The sequence below is a fragment of the Noviherbaspirillum sp. ST9 genome (assembly GCF_048799745.1).
Classification (GTDB): domain Bacteria; phylum Pseudomonadota; class Gammaproteobacteria; order Burkholderiales; family Burkholderiaceae_D; genus Noviherbaspirillum.
The window spans coordinates 450,904-470,441 of the sequence record NZ_JBLWFR010000001.1 but is presented as its reverse complement, the minus strand read 5'-3'; the positions used below and the strand labels follow the sequence as shown (position 1 = coordinate 470,441).

The window sequence follows — 19,538 nt, the reverse complement described above, 5'->3', positions numbered from 1 at the left end:
TTTCTTCAGGCAACCCTAAGCTAAGTCATTGCACATCCCCGGAAGAGGCCTATAATGCGACACAAAATAACGCATTGTGCGGTGCAGCATACCGTTTTGTAACATGACCAACCTTTCAAAAATCCTGTCGGCCAACAACGTGGTTCTGGATCTCGAGGTTTCGAGCAAGAAACGCGCATTCGAGCAGGCGGGATTGATCTTCGAGAACAACTGCAGCATCGCGCGCTCCGTTGTGTCGGACAATCTGTTTGCCCGCGAGCGCCTTGGTTCGACCGGGTTGGGTCATGGTGTGGCCGTGCCGCACGGCCGCATCAAAGGGTTGAAAGCGCCGCTGGCCGCCTTTGTCCGCCTGAAGGAGCCGATTCCCTTTGAATCGCCGGACGGCCATCCGGTCAAGCTGCTGGTATTCCTGCTGATCCCCGACCATGTGACGCAGCAGCATCTCGAAATCCTGTCCGAAGTCGCCGAGATGTTCTCCGACGAGACTTTCCGCAATCAGCTAGCGACCGATCCGGACGCCGCCTCGGTCCATTCGCGCATTATTGCGTGGGAACCGAGCGTGCATGCATAATCGGAACTCATGTGGGAGGGCGTTCCCTCCCATCACATTGAGTTCCGCCCATGCCCACACAAACCAACCTTTCGATCCAGCAGCTCTACGACGACACCCGCGAAGCATTGCAATTGGGCTGGTTTGCCGGCTTTCCGGGCGGTGAACGCCGCATCTCCGGCGATGCCACTTCCGCCGCCGACCAGGTCGGCCACCTGAACCTCATCCACCCTGGCCGGCTGCAGGTCTTCGGCCACCAGGAAATCCAGTACTACAACAAGCTCTCCCCCACTTCGCGCAAATACCAGACGGAAGAACTGGTCAACGGCGAGCCGCCCGCCTTCATCATTGCGCAGGGCCTGGAAACACCGCCCTACATCCTGCAGGTGTGCGACGAGCGAAACATCCCGTTGTTTTCCACCCCGCTGCCCGCCGCGCAAGTCATCGATTATCTCCGCGTCTACTTGTCCAAGGAACTGGCGCAGCGCGTGACCATGCACGGCGTGTTCATGGACGTACTGGGCGTCGGCGTGCTGATCACTGGCGAATCCGGGCTCGGCAAGAGCGAACTGGGCCTGGAACTGATTTCCCGCAACCACGGCCTCGTGGCTGACGACGCGGTCGAATTCTCCCGCATCGCCCCGAACATGATCGAAGGCCGCTGCCCGCCGCTGCTGCAGAACCTGCTGGAAGTGCGCGGCCTGGGCCTGCTGGACATCAAGACGATCTTCGGCGAAACCGCCGTGCGGCGGAAAATGCGGCTGAAACTCATCGTCCACCTCGTCCGCCGCAAGACCTTGGAAGAAAACTACGAGCGCCTGCCCCTGCACTCCCAGACCGAGGAAGTGCTCGGCCTGCCAATCCGCAAGGTCATCATCCCGGTGGAAGCCGGCCGCAACCTCGCGGTGCTGCTCGAAGCCGCGGTACGCAATACCATCCTCCAGCTGCGCGGCATCGACACCTTGAAGGAGTTCATGGAGCGGCAGCAGAAGGCGATGGGCAATGACTAATGCGGTATGATTACCGCCTATGCGCATCATTCTCATCACTGGCATTTCCGGCTCGGGAAAATCGGTCGGACTGAATGCACTCGAAGACGCGGGTTACTTTTGCGTCGATAACCTGCCGCCCAAATTATTGCGCCAACTCGTCGAGACCCGGCTGGAAGAAGGCGCGCAAAACCTTGCAGTAGCAATGGACGCGCGCAGCGCCGACTCCCTGGCCGGACTTCCCGCCGACATCCAGAAATTGAAGGATGAAGGCCACGACGTCAAAGTCCTGTTTCTCTCGGCGAAGACGGAATCCCTGATCGCACGCTTTTCCGAAACGCGCCGCAGCCATCCGCTCTCGCATCGTTTCCGCCCGGCTCCCGGCGGCGACCAGCCGACCCTGACTGAATGCATCCTGCGCGAGCGCGAAATGCTGTCCGCCGTCGAAGGCATCGGCCATGTCATCGATACTTCCGGCCTCTCCGCGAACAAGCTGCGCGCCTGGATCAAGGACCTGGTGGAGACCGAACGCACGCCGCTCACCCTGCTGTTCGAATCATTCGCCTTCAAGTTCGGCGTGCCGCTCGACGCGGACCTCGTGTTCGACGTCCGCGTGCTGCCCAATCCCTTTTACGACCTGCGCCTGCGTCCGTACACCGGACGCGACGAACCGGTGATCGCCTTCCTCGACGTCCAAGCCCACGTGGCGGAACTGCTTGCCGACATCCGCACCTTCGTCGAGAAATGGCTGCCGGCATTCAAGAATGACAACCGCAGCTACCTCACCGTCGCCATCGGCTGTACAGGCGGCCAGCATCGTTCGGTGTACATGGTCGAGAAGCTGGCAAGGCATTTCCGGGCCTCCGAGCGCGTGCTCGTCCGTCACCGCGAGTTGAACTGATTTCCCTGGCATTCCATGCGCGCGACTGACTCCTGGCTCCCGCTGTTTCCACTGAAGACGGTCCTGTTCCCTGACGGCGTCCTTCCGCTGAAGGTCTTTGAAGCACGCTACATCGACATGGTCCGGGAATGCATGAAAGACAACGTCCCGTTCGGCGTCGTCCTCATCAAGAGCGGACAGGAAGTCGGCGCTGCGGCCGAACCGGAGGAGGTCGGCTGCCTTGCGCACATCACCGGGTGGGACATGGAGACGCTCGGCGTCATGATGCTGCGCACGCAGGGCGGCGAACGCTTCCGCATTCGTGAAACCCGCGTGCTGCCCGACCAGCGCCTTGAAGCGCGTGTCGACCTGATCGCACCCGACAGCACGGTGCCAACGAGTGACATCCACGTGACCTGCGCGAAGACGCTCAAGATGGTCATCGACGATGTCAACGCGAAGGGCCGTGTCGAACGGGGCAGCGACTTCATCAGTCCGTTCTCGCAGCCGATACGCCTCGACAGCGCGAGCTGGGTTGCCAACCGCTGGTGCGAGATCCTTCCGATCCCGCTCAAGGCGAGGCAAAAACTGCTGGAACTGCTCGACGTGGAAAGCCGTCTCTCCATCATCCATCAGTATCTGGTTCAGCATCAGATCGTCTGATTAAAACAAAGACAAGAATCTGGTGTGCATCGCCGCCCGGTGATGTGACATTTGCGAGAATCACTCGCACGCCAAGCTTCTCCACCGCATTTTTTGTCCCCGGTTTGTTACCGCGCAAAATCGCGGCATGGCATTCGTAGGATAAATGGCTGGTCACTGCCGTATCGGCAAACTTTCCCCGCAACCAGGAAGCATTTACCCGCACACATTGAGCGCTAATCCCATGCTATTGGACGACGCACGCGAAACGATGCGATCTGACACGATCAACCGTCGCAAGAATATGCTGCCCGTCCGCATTCCCCAGATTTCGCCGATCGGCCTGATTTCGCTGCTGTACGCGCTTAGCCTGTACATCTTCTATCGGCAGGGATTCATCAGCGGCCTGACGTTCAGCGGCGCGGCCGTGGCGGTCGTCGTGGTTGTCGCGCTCTTCCATGGCATCATCCGCTTCGGTCTGAATCAACGCTTCCATGAACCCAGCCTGATGCTGCCGCAACTGATGACGTCGCTGCTGATCATGCTCGGGGTTGCCTACCTCGAACGCTCAACCCAGGTTGCGCTGGTGCCGTTCGTCCTGATTGCGTTTTCGTTCAGCATCTTCCGGCTTTCCACCGCATCACTGATCCTGCTCTCCATCGGCTGCATGGCCGCCTACCTCGGCATCATTCTTGTACGCGCCCAGGCCGAGGGCTACCACTTCGGCTTCCGCGCCGACATGGCGCAATGGTTCGTACTCGCGCTGACGCTGCCGGGCATGATCATCGTCGGCAAACAGATCCAGAACATGCGCCAGCTGCTGCGCGCGACGCGCTACCAGCTTGAGCACTATGAAGAAAAATCCGTCCGCGACGAACTGACCGGCCTTTACAACCGCCGCCAGCTACAGTCCGAACTGGAACAGGCCAAGCTGCAGGCCGACAGCTGCGACATCCCGTTCACCATCTGCCTGATCGACATCGACAGGTTCAAGGAAATCAACGACAACAACGGGCACCTCGTGGGCGACACGATCCTGAAGGAATTTGCGCGCGTCGCGCGAGACAGCATCCGCGACACCGACGTCCTCGGACGCTATGGCGGCGACGAATTCATGCAGATCCTGCCCGACACCGATGTGAAAGGCGCCGTGATGCACGCGGAACGGCTGCGCGTCTATGCACACTTCCTCGATTTCCAGAAGATCCTGGCGCAGAAGCACATTTCGCTGTCGATCGGCGTTGCCCAATACCGGCACGGAGAAAAAATCACCGACCTGATTTCGCGCGCCGATTCCGCGCTCTACCAGGCCAAACAGCTCGGGCGCAACCGGGTCGAATGGATCAACGATTAGCGAGCAGGTCCGGCTCGCGGAAAACCGCAAGCAGCAGCTTTTTCACCGGCGCCGGTAACGGCGCGTCCGCCAGGCGTTCGCCGGGGTACCAGACATGACTCGACTGCCTGGCTGCGTCCTTGCGTCGGGAGAGCCGGATCCGGTACGGCGAGACATGCAATTTGAAATGGGTGAACGTGTGGGAAAACGGCGTAAGCTTCTCGCTGGATTCCGGTTCCCCGAAAGGCGCTGCCGCCGAAAACGCGTCATCGGAGTCTTCGGCGATTTCAGGCAGCGACATCAGTCCGCCCCAGATACCGGAATCCGGGCGCTGCTCCAGCAAGACATGACCATCGTGGGTGATGACCAGCATCGCAGTGGATTTTTCCGGAACTGCCTTTTTCGGACGCCGCTCCGGCAGCAGGTGCACGCGTCCGCTTTCATAAGCAACGCAACGCTCGACCAGCGGGCATTGGTTGCACGACGGACTGCTGCGCGTACACAAGGTTGCGCCAAGATCCATCAACCCCTGCGTATACGACTCGATATCCTGGGCCGGGAGGAGCGCGACCGCGCGTTGCCACATCCTGTCTTCGACCGGCTTTGCTCCCGGAAAGCCCTCAATGCCGAATACCCGCGCGAACACGCGCTTGACGTTGCCATCCAGGATGGCCGCCCTGGCGCCGTAGGCAAAAGCGGCAATGGCAGCCGCCGTCGAGCGACCGATGCCCGGCAAGTCGGCGAGCTGCGCGGGATCGGCGGGAAAGACGCCGCCGAACTCCGACACCACGCGCTGTGCGCAACGGTGAAGATTGCGCGCGCGCGAGTAGTACCCGAGCCCGCTCCAGTGCGCCATCACCTCTTCGGAAGGCGCTGCCGCTAGCGAGGCGACATCGGGAAATCGTTCAAGAAAACGGAGATAGTAGGGAATGACCGCCGATACCTGGGTTTGCTGCAGCATGATTTCCGACAGCCAGATGCGATAGGCATCCGTCGTGTTCTGCCATGGCAGCGTGTGACGGCCGTGCTGCTTTTGCCATCGGATGACGGCCTGCGAAAACGATGGGTCGGAAAGCGCCGAACCGGCACCCGCAGCCTGCGCTGCCGGCGCCCCTGCAACCCGCTTCATCTATGCAGCCGCCTTGAGTGCGGACAGCTCTGCGGCAATTGCGCCTTTCAGTTCCGCCTCCAGCGTCTGGAGGGCTTTCTTCTGCGCCTCGATCTCGGATTGCATTGCTTCCAGCGCCTGCACCTTTTCTTCCAGGCTGTCGGTAGCAAGATGGATACGTTCGATCGATTGGCGGCGCTTCTTCAACTGCGAGCGGTGTTCCCAGATCTGCGCTTCGAGCGGCGCCATGACGACCTTCAGCCATGCCTCGACGTCGCGATTCGCCTGCAGGAAGCTCTGCTTGACGCGCGATGCGATCGAGTCGAAGAACTTGGTCATCAGGGCGACTTGCGGCATCGTGAGGATCGCCGCCGTGCCGAACTGCTTGTGGTAAACGGTCTCGATCAGCTCGATTTCCTTGAGATACTTCTCGAGCGAGAACGGCATCGGCGTAGAGAGCGCAAGGCCATGCTCGGTGGAGAATTTCCGGTACATCACCGTCATCATTTCGGTGATCTCGTCGGTCTTCTGTCCGGACTGCACGAGGTTGTTGCGCACATGCGCAAAGAAATCCTTCACCGCGGAACGCAAGCCGGCGGAGAATTTGCTCTTTTCCATGGAGTCCCGGGTCTTGCGGATTTCCGTCTTCAGGATATCCATGCCCAGGCTGGTGAAGACCTCGCTCGACAGACGCGTAAAAACGGCGCGCGTGCCCTGAAGCTTCAGCAAGCTGCCGTCGAACTCCTTCTTCTCGAGGTCGACGCGCTTCATCATGTGTTCGATGATCGACTGGTTCTTGCCGCGCAGGCTCTTCAGTTCAACCAGCTGCTCCACGATGTTGCGGCTGCGCGAAGCGAGCAGTGCTTGCTTGGCCGCGGTCAGCTCATTGACCTCCGTCTCGAGCTGGCCGCGAACGATTTCCCGCTTGCTGGGAATAAGCTCTTCCGACAGTGCGGATTCAAGTGCGGGCAAACGGCTCTTTTCCAGCAATTCAGCGTCACGATTGACCTTGCCGACCAGGCCCTTTTGGGCGGAGATCGGAAATACCTGGTGGGAGGACAAGCTGAGCGTATGGGCGACGGTCGCCACCTGCTTTTCGATCTGTTCTTCGATTTCTTCCGCAGTGCGCAGCTCATCCCACATGCTGTCGATCTTGTTGAGCACGACGAGGCGGGCGGGACCGCCGCCGATATGGTCGCGCCAGACGTCGATGTCGCTCCTGGTGACGCCGGTATCGGCCGCCAGGATGAACAGCACGGCATGTGCATTCGGGATCAGGTTCAGCGTCAGTTCCGGCTCGGTGCCGATGGCGTTCAGCCCCGGCGTATCGATGATGACCAGTCCCTGCTTCAGCAGCGGATGCGGGAAATTGACGATGGCATGACGCCACTGTGAAATCTCGACAAGGCCGTCGTCGCCCACGGACAGCGACGCATCGGGATCGTCTTCATGGTACAGGCCGTAGCGCTTCGCCTCCTCGACCGGAACGCGCTTGGTCAGGCTGACTTGCTTGAATGCATCCAGCATGCCTTCGCCCGACGTAATATCGAGCGGCAGGACGGTCCATACATGGTTGTTGTCCTTGTAATCGCTGGTCGATGCTGCTTCCGCGCGGGTTTCGATCGGCAGCAACCGGATCGAGGGCGGAAAGGTTTCGTCGTACAGTAATTCCGTCGGGCACATGGTGGTACGCCCGGCGGAAGAAGGCAGGATGCGCTGTCCGTAATCGGCGAAGAAGATCGCGTTGATCAATTCCGACTTGCCGCGGGAGAATTCCGCCACAAAGGCAATCGAAAGCTTGTCGTCGGTCAGCCGGGCTTTCAGGCGCGAGAAATGCTGGTCGCTGACCGGGTCGGCGAGGTCCGTCGCCCCAACGCAAGCGCGATAGCGCTCGAGCGCGGCCATGACGTTGTTACGCCAACCACTGTACTCCTGGAACTTTTGTACCAGATTGCTCACAATTTCCCCAAGCTAACACTGTATGAATGTACGAATCTAGCACCCGGACTCATTTTTGACAATTTGGGCAGTAGAAGGTCGATCGCTGACCTTGCTTGATCGCCCGGACTGTCGTCTGGCATATCCGACATGGTTCACCGGCGCGATCGTAGACAAAATAACTTTGCTGGAAGTATCCGGGCTGGCCGTCGGCGGCCATGAAATCCCGCAGTGTGCTGCCGCCTTTCTCTATGGCAGCGGCGAGCGTTTCACGGATGGCTGCCGCCAGTCTTTCATATCGGACAAGACCGATGCGATGCGCTGGCGTACGTGGATTAATCCCCGCCTTGAAGAGACTTTCGGATGCATAGATATTGCCGACACCAACGACAATGTCTCCGGCGAGCAACACCTGCTTGATCGGAGCGCTTCGCCGGCGGGTCATCCTGTACAGCAACGTGGCGTCAAACGCCGGCTCCAGCGGTTCCACACCCAGTCCCCGCAACAGGAGATGCTCATCGACCACCCCCTCGCTGTTTCCATGCCAGAGGACGGCGCCGAAGCGGCGAGGATCGGTCATCCGCATGAGCTGGTCACCAACCTCGAGGTCGAAATGGTCATGCTTTTCAGGCGGAGTGCCGCGCGGCAGTATGCGCAGATGGCCTGACATGCCCAAGTGAACAATCAGCGTGCCGTGGTCGAACCCGATCAGGAGATATTTACCGCGTCTTCCCGTCGAACGGATGCGCTGACCGCGCAGGAGTTCGGCGAGTCCTTCGGGAAAAGGCCATCGAAGGCCGGTGTGGCGAAGTGCGACGCCGACAACCACCTGCCCGTCCAGATGGGGAGCGACACCTCTGCGCGTTACTTCAACTTCGGGTAGTTCAGGCATCGTTGAGATAATTTTTTGCAGAATGACAAATTTGACGCATGACAAATGTGGTATCAATGGAGCGGTCTGGATACGGCGACGACGATGTCGGCAAGGGCGATGAATCGGCTTCGCAGCCCTGTATTACCCTCGCGCATAGCGTCCCCGTTGGGCGTAAAATGACTACTGCCTGATTAGCCGGGAATCTTCCTTGAAAAACACTCTTCTCATTGTAACTCTGCCGATCGTGTTGTCCGCGTGCGCGACCAGAACCATCCAGCCTGCGCAGCCCGTGATCGCGGCCGCGCCGGCCGCCGTGGCCAACGCGGACGAGTCGGTCGTCAGGAAGACATTGCCGGCCTCTCCGCACAAGCGCTCCGGCTCCGGCGAGCAGAAACCGGAAGATCCGCTCCCCTCGGTCGAGCTGACGGACGAATTGGTCTACAAGCTCGTTACCTCGGAAATCGCATTCCAGCGGGGTGACTGGCAAACCGCCTACGTGACGCTCCTCTCCCTCGCCCAGCAGACGCGCGATCCGCGCGTGGCACGGCGCGCGGCGGAAATGGCCCTGACCGCGAAACAGGCCGATGAAGCATTGGCCGCGGTACGCCTGTGGCGGACTCTCGCCCCGAACTCCGACGAAGCCACCCAGTATTACCTGAGCTTCGTCATCCTGAGCGACAACCTCGACGAAGCGCAACCTGTCCTCGAGGAGCGCCTCAAGGAAGCGCGGCCGCAGACCCGCGGCCTGCTCGCCTTCCAGATGCAGCGCCTGCTCGCCCGGGCCAAGGACAAGAACGCCGCGTTCGCCATGCTGGAACGCATCCTCCAGCCCTACCTCGATCTGCCTGAAGCAAGGCTGGCTCTTGCGCAGGGCGCCTATGCGCGCGGCGACACGCAGCGCGCGCGCGAGGAAGCCGAAACGGCACTGAAAGCCAAGCCGGATTCCGAGCTCGCGATCCTTGCGCTGGTACAGGTGACGCAGGACAGAGCGGAGTCCTTAAAACTGCTCGGCGATTTTGTCGCCAGCTACCCCAAGGCGCGCGATGTGCGCATGGCCTATGCGCGCATGCTGATCGACCAGAAGCAATACGCAAAGGCACGCGGGGAATTCGAAGCCCTGCTGAAGGACCAGCCGCAAGACTTGACTTCGCTGTACGCGCTCGGCGTACTCGGCATGCAAACCAACGACCTGAAGGCGGCCGAGCAATACTTGACATCGTACCTCAATCTCTTGTCGGCGAAGCCGGATGACGAGCGTGACCCGTCCCAGGCCTTGCTGCTGCTCGCGCAGATTGCCGAAGAGCGCAAGGACAGCGACGGCGTCCTCAAATGGCTGGCGCAGATCGAACCTGGCGAAGCCTACCTAAATGCACAAATCAAACGCGCGCAGGTGATCGCCAAACGCGGCGACATGGCAGGCGCTCGCAAGCTGCTGCACGAACTGAGCGTCAGCGGTGACCGCGAGGAAGCCCAGATCGTCATCGCCGAAGGCCAGCTCCTGCGCGACGCCAACCAGCTGCCGGAAGCGCTGAAAGTCTTCAAGACAGGACTTGCGCGCTTCCCCACCAATACCGACCTGCTCTACGACTACGCGATGGCTGCGGAGAAGAGCAGCCAATGGGAGGTGATGGAATCATCGCTGCGCAAGATCATGGAACTGGCGCCCAACAACCAGCATGCCTACAACGCCCTCGGCTATTCACTGGCGGAGCGGAATGTGCGATTGCAGGAAGCGCTTTCCCTGATCGACAAAGCCCTTCAACTGGCTCCGGACGATCCCTTCATTATGGACAGCATGGGCTGGGTGCAATTCCGGCTTGGCAACCTGAAGGAATCCGAAGCACTGCTTCGCCGCGCCTACGAGCTGCGCCCGGACGTCGAGATCGCCGCTCACCTGGGCGAAGTACTCTGGGTAAAAGGCCAGAAAGATGACGCGCAGAAGCTGTGGCGTGACGCGCAGACCAAGGACCCGCAGAACGACACATTGAAGAGCACGCTTGCGCGCCTGAACGTCAATCTATGAGTCTTTGCCTTGCCCGGGCAATCGCAATCGCGTTGCCATTGCTGCTGGCGGGGTGCGCCACTGTGCAGCCGCCAACTCCTGGATCGGCGGTACAGGCGCCACAACGGGACTTCCACGAGACGATCGACATCGCTGGGCGTCTATCCGTGCGCTACCAGGCCAACAGCAGGGAAGAAGCCCTGCACGGCAGCTTCGCCTGGTCGCAGACCCCCGCTCAAACCACCGTCACCCTGTTGTCGCCGCTGGGCCAGACAGTGGCAGTCATCGACGTCAATGCCGAAGGCGCGGCACTCAGGCAGGCAGGACAGCCGGCAAAGAGCGCCGCCAACGTCGACGCGCTGACTGCAGAAACACTTGGATGGCCATTGCCGGTCGCCGGCCTGCGAGAATGGCTGCAGGGTTTCGCTGTCGATTCCGCCGGCAAACGCGTCATTGCCAACCCGCCCGAAACGCGCATCGATTCGCGCGACGGCTGGCGTATCCACTACGCCAGCTGGCTCGAGGAAAATCCGTCGTCCCAAAATCGTCCCAAACGCATCGACCTTGCCCGCCACACCGAGCAGGCAGGCGACGTTTCTCTTCGCATCGTCATCGACACATGGCAACCACGCTGAACAACTGCCCGGCACCCGCCAAGCTGAATCTGTTCCTGCACGTCACCGGACGCCGTCCGGACGGCTACCACCTGCTGCAAACCGCATTCCAGTTGCTGGACCATTCGGACCTGCTGCATTTCACCGTGCGCAGCGATGGCGCGGTACGCCGCCTCACTGACGTTCCGGGCGTACCGGAGGACTCCGACCTGATCGTACGTGCCGCGAAGCTGCTCAAAGCCGCAGCCACCTCGGGTGCGGCACTGGGTGCGGACATTGCCATTGAAAAAAAGCTGCCGATGGGCGGCGGACTTGGCGGAGGCTCTTCGGACGCGGCGACCACGCTGATTGTGCTCAACCATCTGTGGCAGACCGGGCTGACGCGCAATGAACTGATGAAACTCGGCCTGCGGCTAGGCGCCGACGTGCCGTTCTTCATCTTCGGCCAGAATGCTTTTGCGGAAGGCGTTGGCGAGGATCTGGCAGCTGTCGACACCCCGAAATGCTGGTATGTTGTCATTGAACCGGGGGTTTCCGCACCGACTGCAGCAATATTTTCAGATCCGGGTTTGACAAGAAACACAAACCCCGTCAAAATATCGGACTTTTCCAAGGCATCCAATTGCTTCGGAAAGAACGACCTGCAAGTCGTGGCAACAAGACTTTTCCCGCCGATTGCTGAAGCCGTCAAATGGCTGCGACAATTTGGCGATGCAAGGATGACGGGTTCCGGTGCTTGCGTGTTCTGCGCTTTCGGGCAGGAGCATGAAGCTGATGAAGTGCTGAAAGCGGCACAGAAAACCGGACAGATCCAGTGGAATGTCTGGAAAGCCAAAGCGATCGAGCGGCACCCGCTCTCGCACTTGCTGACGACGTAGTACAGAATTCGTTTGACGTTGCATCATGCGACGGCAGACAACAGGTTGAGTAGGGGAATCGCCAAGCTGGTTAAGGCACCGGATTTTGATTCCGGCATTCCAAGGTTCGAATCCTTGTTCCCCTGCCATTAAATACAAGAAGAACCCAAAGCCGCCAACGCGAGACACACAGTCATGCCTTGGCGGCTTTTCATCCTTTTAACCCGCAATTTCCTAGGTGTCCCATGGCGCTTGAAAACCTGATGGTCTTTACCGGCAACGCAAACCCGGAGCTGGCCGCAGGGGTGGTCAAGCACCTCGGCATCCCCCTCGGCAAGGCTGTCGTGTCGAAATTCTCCGACGGCGAAGTCATGGTGGAAATCAACGAGAACGTGCGCGGCAAGGATGTCTTCGTCCTGCAATCGACCTGCGCGCCGACCAACGACAACCTGATGGAAATCATGTTGATGGTCGATGCACTCAAGCGCGCTTCCGCCGGCCGCATCACCGCCGCCATCCCCTATTTTGGTTACGCCCGCCAGGATCGCCGTCCGCGTTCCGCCCGCGTTGCGATTTCCGCGAAGGTCGTTGCCAACATGCTGCAGCAGGCCGGTGTCGGCCGCGTCCTGATCATGGACCTGCACGCAGACCAGATCCAGGGCTTCTTCGACATTCCGGTGGATAACATCTACGCATCCCCGATCCTGCTGACGGACCTGATCAAGAAAAACTACGACGACCTGCTGGTCGTGTCGCCGGACGTCGGCGGCGTGGTTCGCGCACGCGCGCTGGCCAAGCGCCTGAACTGCGACCTGGCCATCATCGACAAGCGCCGCCCGAAGGCGAACGTGTCGGAAGTCATGCACATCATCGGTGAAGTCGAAGGCCGCAATTGCGTGATCATGGACGACATGGTCGATACCGCCGGCACGCTGACCAAGGCGGCCGAAGTGCTGAAGGAGCGCGGCGCCAAGAAGGTGGTCGCCTACTGTACGCACCCGGTGCTTTCCGGCCCGGCAATCGACCGCATCACGACCTCGCCGCTGGACGAACTGGTTGTCACCGACACCATTCCGCTGACCGCCGAAGCCAAGGCCTGCCCGAAGATCCGCCAGCTCACCGCCGCGGACCTGCTGGCAGAAACCTTCAAGCGCATCACCAAGGGCGACTCCGTCAGCTCGCTGTTCGTCGACTAAGTTTTCGGTTTTCCCTTCTTTCTTCGGGAAGAAGGTTTTCACGTCCCCTGGTCGCGGGGGACTTATCGCAAGCTTGCTTGCACTTTTGGAGCTAAAAAATGAAAGTTATCGCATTCCCACGCACTGAGCAGGGGTCCGGAGCGAGCCGCCGCCTGCGCAATGCGGGCCAGACGCCGGCCATTATCTATGGCGGCACGAACGCTCCGGTCGCCATCGCACTGGACCACAACGCGCTGTACCACGCGCTGAAGAAGGAAGCTTTCCACTCTTCGATCCTCGACATGGAAATCGACGGCAAGGTCGAGAAAGTCCTGCTGCGCGACTTCCAAGTACACGCATACAAGCAACTCGTTCTGCACGCTGACTTCCAGCGCGTCGACCCGAACCAGAAGATTCACGTCAAGGTGCCGCTGCACTTTGTGAACGCTGAAGTTTCCCCGGCAGTGAAGCTGGGTGGCGCGATCATCAGCCACGTGATGAACGAACTGGACGTCAGCTGCCTGCCGGGCGACCTGCCGGAATTCGTCGAAGTCGACCTGTCCAAGGTTGAGGCCGGCGCATCCGTCCACCTCGCAGACATCACCCTGCCGAAGGGCGTTACCGCAGTTGCACACGGCGACAACAACCCGACCATCGCGATCGCAAGCGTTCCGGCTGGCCAGGTGTCCGCTGACGACGCAGCAGCAGGCGCAGCAGAGACGAAGTAATTTGTCTTTCGCCGGCAGCAATGCCGCACTAAAAACCCCGTCCATGTGACGGGGTTTTTTGTTTCCAGCGCCGGATTGGACGCGAAACCGCAACATCCACGATAATCATTCCTTTTCCGCGGCAACAATCAAGAACGCATGCCCATCCGTCTCATCGTCGGCCTTGGCAATCCAGGCCCTGAATACGAACAAACGCGCCACAACGCGGGCTTCTGGCTGGTCGACAATCTTGCCGGCAGCCGGCTTGTGCGCGAGTCCAAATACAATGCGCTCGCGGCGAAAACCGTCATCGCCGGTCAGGAAGTCTGGCTGCTGGAACCGCAAACTTACATGAACCGTTCCGGCCAATCGGTTGGCGCGCTTGCCCGCTTCTTCAAGATCCCGCCCGACGATGTCCTCGTCGTGCATGACGAACTCGACCTGCAACCGGGCGTGGCGAAGATCAAGAAAGGTGGCTCGTCCGGCGGACACAATGGCTTGAAGGACATCACTGCCGCACTGGGCACGCAGGACTACTGGCGACTGCGCATCGGCATCGGCCATCCGCGCACCGCGAACCTGCAGCAGCCTGTGGCGGATTTCGTCCTGCATCGCCCCCGCAAGGAAGAACAGATCCTCATCAATGACGCCATCGACAAGAGCCTGGATGTCATTCCCATGCTCTGCGAAGGCAAATTCGAAGCAGCGATGATGAAGCTGCATTCAACTGCAAAATGACGGAAGGGATTCGATGAAGGCGCTGGCGATCCATGCCGGGCCGAAAGCGCTGAAGCACATCCGGGAACACGGCCTGCGCGCGCAAGACATCGCGATCATCCCTGCCGCTGCAGGCGGTCCGAAGGGTTTGATTTTCCAGAAGATGGACCAGTGGCTATTCGGCAGCTGGCTGCCATCCGCACCGCGCGAGCGCACACTGATCGGCGCGTCGATCGGCGCCTGGCGCATGGCTGCGGCGTGCCAGGCGGATCCAGTAGAGGCGTTCCGGAAGCTTGGCGACCTCTATTGCGAGCAATGCTATCCGCGCAATCCGACGCCGCGATTCGTGTCTGATTCCTGCGAGCGCTTCCTTGCCGAATTCATCACCGGGCACGAGCAGCACATGGTGGCGCATCCCTATCATCGCCTGCAGATCCTGGTATCGCGCGGACGCAAGCTACTCAAAGCGCCCACGCGCAATCTATCCGTTACCGCGGGTTTTGGACTCGCCGCGCTCGGCAACCTCGTATCGCGCTCCCAGCTCGCCAACCACCTGTCGCGCGTCGTCGTCGGCGATGAACGCGATCCCGCTTTCTGGTTGAAGGCCAAATTCGACGCCTTCGACACCAGTTTCATGCCGCTGTCCGCGAAGAACCTCAGCGGCGCACTGCTGGCGTCGGGCACGCTGCCCTTCATCATGGAGCCGGTGCGCGACATTCCGGGTGCGCCGGCAGGTACCTTTTGGGACGGCGGACTGATCGATTACCATCTTGCCCTCCCCTATTCGCGCGTCAGCGGCAATCCCGAGGGAGGCCTCGTCCTCTACCCGCATTTCGGCGAGCACATCGTGCCCGGCTGGCTGGATAAATCCCTGCCGTGGCGGCGCGCCAATATCGGTCGCAACAGCAGCTGGCTCGACAACGTTGTCGTCCTGTCGCCCACACGCACCTTCCTGCAAACCTTGTCCAGAAGCAAACTCCCGGACCGGAACGACTTCCTCTACTACGGCGACAACAACGATTTCCGCATCCTCAACTGGAAGCTGGCGATCAGCGAAGGCGTCCGCCTGCGGGACGAACTCGCGGAATTTGTCGAAAATCCCGACCCGGCACGCGTCAAGCCGCTCTGATCCGCCCTGCCGCTACGGTAAAATAGCGGGTTAATTCATACACTTAGCAAAACAAATACCATGAGTCTCAAATGCGGCATCGTCGGCCTGCCTAACGTCGGCAAATCCACCCTGTTCAACGCGCTGACCAAGGCCGGGATCGCGGCGGAAAACTACCCCTTCTGCACGATCGAACCGAACGTCGGCATCGTGGAAGTGCCGGATCCGCGCCTGAAGGCGCTGGCCGACATCGTCAAACCCGAGCGTGTGCTGCCATCGGTCGTTGAATTCGTGGATATCGCGGGACTGGTGGCCGGCGCGTCCAAAGGCGAAGGACTGGGCAACCAATTCCTGTCCCACATCCGCGAGACCGATGCAATCGTCAACGTGGTGCGCTGCTTCGAAGATGACAACGTGGTGCACGTGGCCGGCAAGGTCGACCCGCTTTCCGACATTGAAGTGATCCAGACCGAACTGGCGCTGGCCGACATGGGCACGGTCGAAAAAGCGATCCATCGCGAAAACAAGAAAGCGCGTTCAGGCGACAAGGATGCCGCCAAGCTGGTTGCGCTGCTGGAACGCCTGATGCCGCATCTGAACGAAGCGAAGCCGGTACGCGCATTGAAGCTGGATGCGGAAGAAATGGCATTGATCAAGCCGCTGTGCCTCATCACGGCAAAACCTGCCATGTATGTCGGAAACGTGTCGGATCACGGCTTCACCAATAACCCCTTGCTGGACAAGTTGGCTGCGTATGCGGAATCGCAGAATGCGCCGATGGTCGCCATTTGCGCCGCGATCGAAGCGGAAATCGCCGACCTGGAAGAGGAAGACAAGACGGTGTTCCTGGCCGACATGGGCATGGAAGAACCCGGACTGGACCGTCTGATCCGCGCCGCTTTCAAACTGCTCGGCCTGCAAAGCTATTTCACTGCCGGCGTGAAGGAAGTGCGCGCATGGACCATTCACGTCGGCGACACTGCCCCGCAAGCCGCGGGCGTCATTCACACCGATTTTGAACGCGGCTTCATCCGCGCCCAAACCATCGCCTATGAAGACTTCATCGCGTTCAAGGGCGAGCAAGGCGCAAAGGAAGCCGGCAAGATGCGTGCGGAAGGCAAGGAATACGTCGTCAAGGATGGCGATGTGCTGAACTTCCTCTTCAACGTTTAACCCCTTCCAGCGACGCGGCATGGCACTCCTGACCGAACTGAACCTGTACCCGATCAAATCCTGCGGCGGCATCTCGCTGCGTGAAGCGACGCTGACCAGCGCTGGACTGATGTATGAGAACATCTACGACCGCGAATGGATGGTCGTGGACACGAAGGGCGAGTTCATGACCCAGCGCGACTTCCCGAAAATGGCGCTGATCACGCCGCGCATCAAGGCGGATACGCTCGAATTGCGCGCGCCCGGCATGCTGCGTCTGGAGATCCCGCTCGGCCTGCCCGATCCGGAAGAGGAAAAAACGCTGCAGGTTCGCGTCTGGGAAGACGCGGTGCAAGCCTATGACTGCGACGAGGTGACGGCTACCTGGTTCACGAACTTCCTCGGCACGCCCTGCCGCCTGGTGCGCTTCCATGCGGAGGCGAAACGACTGGCGAGCGGCAAGTGGACCGGGGATGTGGAAGCGCCGACGCTGTTTGCGGATGCTTTCCCCATGCTCGTGATCTCCGAAGGCTCGCTCGCCGACCTCAACGGCAAGTTGAAGGCACAGGGCCGCGAGGCATTGCCGATGAACCGCTTCCGCCCGAACATCGTGATTGGCGGGATCGAGGCATTCGAGGAAGATTTCGCCGAGTCCCTGCGTATCGGTGAGGCAAAGCTGAAACCGGTCAAGCCCTGTTCGCGCTGCAATGTCCCGTCGGTCGACCAATCGACCGGCGTGCCGGGCCCCGACCCGCTGGACATCATGCAAAGCTACCGAGCCAACCCGAAACTCGACGGCGCCCTCACCTTCGGCATGAATGCCATCGTGCTCGAAGGTGAAGGACAAGTCCTGCGCGTGGGGCAGGACATTGGTGTCGATCTCGCATTCTGACCCCGGTCAACGCATTCGGGCCTGCGGTTGCAGGCTCGTAATGCGCCATGTAGTATTTGCCGATCGTTTTTGACTTCGTTCGGGACACCCATCCATGTCGCACGATCTGGCGCGGGAAAATCGGCAATTGCGCGATCAGTTGGCGCAACTGATTGCCAACGCCCAGAAAAACCAGCAGATCCTGCAGCGGCATCAGCAGCTCGACCTTCAGTTCATCTCCGCCGACAGTTTCCAGGCGTTGATCGACACCCTGTTCACGACCTTTCCCGATACCGCCGGCCTGGACCTTGTGACACTCGGCCTCCTCGACGGCCAGTACGACATCCGCCGCATCCTGGTCCAGCTCGAAATCAACCTGTCCGAGCTGCCGCAACTGCTGTTCCTGCAGGAGGAAGCCGAGTTCGGCGACCTGGCGGGAAAGTTGTCGAAACCGGTGCTGGGCAAGTACACCGAAGAACGGTTCGGCGCGCTGTTCCCGGAACCGCTGACGCCGCCCGCCAGTGCCGCCGTGGTTCCGTTATTGCGCCATACCCGCCTCATCGGGACGCTGAACCTCGGCAGCAATGATCCGGCGCGTTTCATGCCGAACATGAGCACGGATTTCATTGAGCACATGGCGTGCATCGTCGCCATCTGCGTCGAAAACGTGATCAACAACGAGCGGCTCAAGCACATCGGCCTGACCGACCCGCTCACCGGCGTCAACAATCGCCGCTATATCGAGCGCCGCCTGCTGGAGGAAATCGGCCGCAGCCGCCGGCAGAAGACGCCGCTGTCCTGCATGTACATGGACATCGACCATTTCAAGCAGATCAACGATAAGATCGGTCACCAGGCAGGTGACGAGGTGTTGCGCGGCGTTGCCGGGCGTATCAAGGCGGAACTGCGCCTGAGCGATTCGCTGGGCCGCTTCGGGGGAGAGGAATTTGTCGTCCTGCTCACCGATACGGAGCGCGAGGACGCGGTCAACGTCGCTGAACGCATCCGGCAGAGCATTGCGGAGCAGCCGCTGGTGCTGACGAGCGGGGAAAAACTGAACGTGACGATCTCGGTTGGCGTAGCCGGGCTGCAGCCTGCCATAGGGGAAGAAGCGGTCGAGACGACGTCACAACACCTGGTGGCGCGCGCCGACCACGCGCTTTATGAGGCGAAGGCGCTAGGCCGGAACCGCGTCGTTCCGGCGAACTGACGCTCAGGATTGCTGCTTTTCAGCCTGCAGCCGTTCGTACTTGGCCTGCAGCTCTTCCTTGCTCTCGCGCCAGGCGGGATTGAAGGGGATGCAATCGACCGGGCAGACCTGCTGGCACTGCGGCTCGTTGTAGTGGCCGACGCATTCGGTGCACTTGTTGGGATCGATCTCGTAAATCACCGGTCCCATGTAAATCGCGTCGTTCGGGCACTCGGGCTCGCACACGTCGCAATTAATGCATTCGTCCGTAATCATCAACGCCATAACAACCTCTAAACCGCTCTTTTACTTGCTGACTGCAGCCAGCTTATCCTTGAGCCAGCGCTCGACGGAAGGGAATACGAATTTGGACACATCGCCGCCCAGCGTGGCGATTTCACGGACAATGGTGCCGGAAATGAACTGGTACTGGTCGGACGGGGTGAGGAACAGGGTTTCGACGTCCGGCAGCAGGTAGCGGTTCATGCCGGCCATCTGGAATTCGTACTCGAAGTCGGACACCGCGCGCAGGCCGCGCACGATCACCCTGGCATCGTGCGTGCGCACGAAATCCTTCAACAGACCGGAAAAACTCTCGACCTGGACATTCGGATAATGGCCGAGAACCTCATTGGCGATCGACAGGCGCTCATCCAGGGAAAAGAAAGGGCGCTTGTTCTTGCTGTCGGCCACACCCACGATCAGCTTGTCGAACAGGCCGGACGCGCGGCGCACCAAATCTTCGTGCCCACGCGTAAGCGGATCAAACGTTCCAGGGTAAACAGCTGTAACCATCGGGGCTCCCTGCCTAAGAGAAAGTTTCCGGAACGCG

The 19,538-nt window shown here is 60.3% G+C and carries 20 protein-coding genes and 1 tRNA gene; 16 read left to right on the top strand and 5 right to left on the bottom strand.

The window, feature by feature from the left end:
* The first annotated feature begins 103 nt into the window (after nt 1–103).
* From ACNOHI_RS02305 to ACNOHI_RS02285, 5 genes are all read left to right on the top strand, one after another.
* On the top strand, nt 104–571 hold the full coding sequence (locus ACNOHI_RS02305) for a PTS sugar transporter subunit IIA (RefSeq protein WP_420473010.1): 468 nt from the start codon (nt 104–106) through the stop codon (nt 569–571).
* 50 nt (nt 572–621) lie between these two features.
* Complete coding sequence (gene hprK / locus ACNOHI_RS02300) at nt 622–1,560, top strand: HPr(Ser) kinase/phosphatase (RefSeq protein ID WP_420473009.1); 939 nt, start codon at nt 622–624, stop codon at nt 1,558–1,560.
* A 19-nt stretch (nt 1,561–1,579) separates the two neighbouring features.
* Nucleotides 1,580–2,440 carry an RNase adapter RapZ gene (gene rapZ, locus ACNOHI_RS02295; protein ID WP_420473008.1) on the top strand — a complete coding sequence of 287 codons (861 nt, stop codon included), beginning with the start codon at nt 1,580–1,582 and terminating at the stop codon, nt 2,438–2,440.
* Nucleotides 2,441–2,455: 15 nt separating this feature from the next.
* Entirely contained in the window at nt 2,456–3,082 is a 627-nt protein-coding gene (locus tag ACNOHI_RS02290) for an LON peptidase substrate-binding domain-containing protein (protein WP_420473007.1), read from the top strand.
* Nucleotides 3,083–3,332: 250 nt separating this feature from the next.
* The gene (locus ACNOHI_RS02285) at nt 3,333–4,415 is read left to right on the top strand and encodes a GGDEF domain-containing protein (RefSeq protein WP_420473006.1); all 1,083 of its coding nucleotides are present in this window, start codon (nt 3,333–3,335) and stop codon (nt 4,413–4,415) included.
* Here the strand turns inward: ACNOHI_RS02285 and mutY are convergent.
* Genes mutY through mutM form a run of 3 tightly spaced genes read right to left on the bottom strand, consistent with a single transcriptional unit; the run spans nt 4,405 to nt 8,332 of the window.
* Nucleotides 4,405–5,523: an A/G-specific adenine glycosylase gene (mutY, locus tag ACNOHI_RS02280; RefSeq protein ID WP_420473005.1), complete on the bottom strand. Its 1,119-nt coding sequence runs from the start codon at nt 5,521–5,523 to the stop codon at nt 4,405–4,407. The two genes, ACNOHI_RS02285 and mutY, sit on opposite strands and share 11 nt — an antisense overlap.
* Nucleotides 5,524–7,461 (bottom strand): dynamin family protein, encoded by a 1,938-nt coding sequence (locus tag ACNOHI_RS02275; RefSeq protein WP_420473004.1) that lies wholly within the window; start codon nt 7,459–7,461, stop codon nt 5,524–5,526.
* A gap of 49 nt (nt 7,462–7,510) precedes the next feature.
* A complete protein-coding gene (gene mutM / locus ACNOHI_RS02270; protein WP_420473241.1) occupies nt 7,511–8,332 on the bottom strand; it encodes a bifunctional DNA-formamidopyrimidine glycosylase/DNA-(apurinic or apyrimidinic site) lyase in 822 nt (273 codons plus the stop codon).
* A 190-nt stretch (nt 8,333–8,522) separates the two neighbouring features.
* On the opposite strand from mutM, the gene ACNOHI_RS02265 reads away from it, so the two are divergent.
* From ACNOHI_RS02265 to ACNOHI_RS02215, 11 genes are all read left to right on the top strand, one after another.
* On the top strand, nt 8,523–10,337 hold the full coding sequence (locus ACNOHI_RS02265; RefSeq protein ID WP_420473003.1) for a tetratricopeptide repeat protein: 1,815 nt from the start codon (nt 8,523–8,525) through the stop codon (nt 10,335–10,337).
* A gap of 62 nt (nt 10,338–10,399) precedes the next feature.
* The gene (lolB, locus tag ACNOHI_RS02260) at nt 10,400–10,951 is read left to right on the top strand and encodes a lipoprotein insertase outer membrane protein LolB (protein WP_420473002.1); all 552 of its coding nucleotides are present in this window, start codon (nt 10,400–10,402) and stop codon (nt 10,949–10,951) included.
* Complete coding sequence (gene ispE, locus ACNOHI_RS02255; RefSeq protein WP_420473001.1) at nt 10,936–11,808, top strand: 4-(cytidine 5'-diphospho)-2-C-methyl-D-erythritol kinase; 873 nt, start codon at nt 10,936–10,938, stop codon at nt 11,806–11,808. Before lolB ends, ispE begins: the two co-directional genes overlap by 16 nt.
* A 51-nt stretch (nt 11,809–11,859) precedes the next feature.
* Nucleotides 11,860–11,936, top strand: a tRNA-Gln gene (locus tag ACNOHI_RS02250).
* Between the two features lie 96 nt (nt 11,937–12,032).
* Entirely contained in the window at nt 12,033–12,983 is a 951-nt protein-coding gene (locus ACNOHI_RS02245; protein WP_420473000.1) for a ribose-phosphate pyrophosphokinase, read from the top strand.
* A 98-nt stretch (nt 12,984–13,081) separates the two neighbouring features.
* Nucleotides 13,082–13,690: a 50S ribosomal protein L25/general stress protein Ctc gene (locus tag ACNOHI_RS02240; RefSeq protein WP_420472999.1), complete on the top strand. Its 609-nt coding sequence runs from the start codon at nt 13,082–13,084 to the stop codon at nt 13,688–13,690.
* Between the two features lie 138 nt (nt 13,691–13,828).
* A complete protein-coding gene (gene pth / locus ACNOHI_RS02235) occupies nt 13,829–14,407 on the top strand; it encodes an aminoacyl-tRNA hydrolase (protein WP_420472998.1) in 579 nt (192 codons plus the stop codon).
* 13 nt (nt 14,408–14,420) lie between these two features.
* Nucleotides 14,421–15,515 (top strand): patatin-like phospholipase family protein, encoded by a 1,095-nt coding sequence (locus ACNOHI_RS02230; protein ID WP_420472997.1) that lies wholly within the window; start codon nt 14,421–14,423, stop codon nt 15,513–15,515.
* 60 nt (nt 15,516–15,575) lie between these two features.
* Nucleotides 15,576–16,667 carry a redox-regulated ATPase YchF gene (gene ychF / locus ACNOHI_RS02225; RefSeq protein WP_420472996.1) on the top strand — a complete coding sequence of 364 codons (1,092 nt, stop codon included), beginning with the start codon at nt 15,576–15,578 and terminating at the stop codon, nt 16,665–16,667.
* A 19-nt stretch (nt 16,668–16,686) separates the two neighbouring features.
* A complete protein-coding gene (locus ACNOHI_RS02220; protein ID WP_420472995.1) occupies nt 16,687–17,538 on the top strand; it encodes an MOSC domain-containing protein in 852 nt (283 codons plus the stop codon).
* A 94-nt stretch (nt 17,539–17,632) separates the two neighbouring features.
* Nucleotides 17,633–18,727 carry a DUF484 family protein gene (locus ACNOHI_RS02215; RefSeq protein ID WP_420472994.1) on the top strand — a complete coding sequence of 365 codons (1,095 nt, stop codon included), beginning with the start codon at nt 17,633–17,635 and terminating at the stop codon, nt 18,725–18,727.
* 3 nt (nt 18,728–18,730) lie between these two features.
* Here ACNOHI_RS02215 and ACNOHI_RS02210 read toward each other — a convergent pair whose 3' ends face one another.
* Both ACNOHI_RS02210 and coaD read right to left on the bottom strand, forming a co-directional pair.
* Nucleotides 18,731–18,991 carry a YfhL family 4Fe-4S dicluster ferredoxin gene (locus ACNOHI_RS02210; protein ID WP_420472993.1) on the bottom strand — a complete coding sequence of 87 codons (261 nt, stop codon included), beginning with the start codon at nt 18,989–18,991 and terminating at the stop codon, nt 18,731–18,733.
* A gap of 21 nt (nt 18,992–19,012) precedes the next feature.
* Complete coding sequence (coaD, locus tag ACNOHI_RS02205; protein ID WP_420472992.1) at nt 19,013–19,501, bottom strand: pantetheine-phosphate adenylyltransferase; 489 nt, start codon at nt 19,499–19,501, stop codon at nt 19,013–19,015.
* Nucleotides 19,502–19,538: the final 37 nt, after the last annotated feature.